This window comes from Falsiroseomonas oryziterrae (assembly GCF_021864505.1).
GTDB lineage: Bacteria > Pseudomonadota > Alphaproteobacteria > Acetobacterales > Acetobacteraceae > Falsiroseomonas > Falsiroseomonas oryziterrae.
The window spans coordinates 1-1108 of record NZ_JAKJIB010000601.1 but is presented as its reverse complement, the minus strand read 5'-3'; the positions used below and the strand labels follow the sequence as shown (position 1 = coordinate 1108).

2 protein-coding genes are annotated in these 1108 nt (G+C 76.9%); both read right to left on the bottom strand.

Going from position 1 to position 1108, the window contains the following annotated elements; genetic code table 11:
• Positions 1-601: tetraacyldisaccharide 4'-kinase (gene lpxK / locus L2I40_RS23520; RefSeq protein WP_237217772.1), on the bottom strand; the 601-nt coding region annotated here is incomplete at its 3' end.
• A gap of 40 nt (positions 602-641) precedes the next feature.
• Positions 642-1108 (bottom strand): 3-deoxy-D-manno-octulosonic acid transferase (locus L2I40_RS23515; protein ID WP_372491114.1); only part of this gene is annotated, 467 nt, incomplete at its 5' end.

Below are 1108 nucleotides of genomic sequence, written 5' to 3'. Positions count from 1 at the left end.
GCTCCAGGGCGCCGCATTCGTCGCCGCCGATCAGCACCGCCGCCCGGCAGCGCGACGCGGCGCGCGCCACCGGCTCGCGCAGCGGCCCGGCGGGGATCACCCGCCCGTTGCCGAAGCCGAAGCTGCCGTCGATCACCAGCAGCGAGAGGTCCTTCTCGAGCGTCGGGTTCTGCAGCCCGTCATCCATGACGATGGCCTGCGCCCCGGCCTCCACCGCCGCGCGCCCGCCCGCGCCGCGGTCGGCCGAGACCCAGGTCGGGCGAACCTCCGCCAGCAGCAGCGCCTCGTCGCCGACCTGGGTGCTGTCATGCGCCTCCGGATCCACGCGCGCCGGGCCCTTCAGCGTGCCCCCGTAGCCCCGCAGCAGGAAATGCGCCGCCACCCCGCGATCGGCCAGCCGCCGGCCAAGGTCGCGCGCGACCGTCGTCTTGCCCGCCCCGCCCGCGGTCGCGTTGCCGCAGCAGATCACCGGCACCGGGGCCTTCCAGCCCGTGCGCGACATCCGCCGCGCCGTGGCGCCGGCGTAGATGGCGGAGAAGGGAGAGAGGAGCAGGGGCGCGATCCCCCCGCTGCCGCCCGTCCAGAACCCGGGTGCCCGCATCCAACCTCGTCGTCTCAACGCGTTGTCGTTGGCTGCCCTGTCAGGCCCCGGCCTCGGCAGGGACCGCCGCCACCGGCGGCAACAGATCCAGCAGCGCCCCGGCCACCCGGTCCGGCAAGCCGGCATGGCCATCGGCGACCGTCGCGGCGGCCTCGGTCAAGGACCGCGCCCGGTCCGGATCGGATAGCACGCCGCGCACCGCCGGCGCCAGCGCGGCGGCGGAGGGCACCGGGACCGCCCCCCCGGCCTCCAGCAGCCGGCGCACCGGCTCCTCGAAATTCCACATGTTCGGGCCGAACAGGATGGGGCAGCCGAGCCGCGCCGGCTCCAGCGGGTTCTGCCCGCCATGCGGCACCAGCGACCCGCCGACCAGGGCCGCGTGCGCGACCCTGTAGAACAGGCCGAGCTCGCCGAGCGTGTCGGCGACATGCACCGCCACCTCCCGCCCCGGCTGGCCGCCCGCCGCCCGGCGCGTCGCGGGCAGCCCGGCGGCCTCGGCCTCCGCCA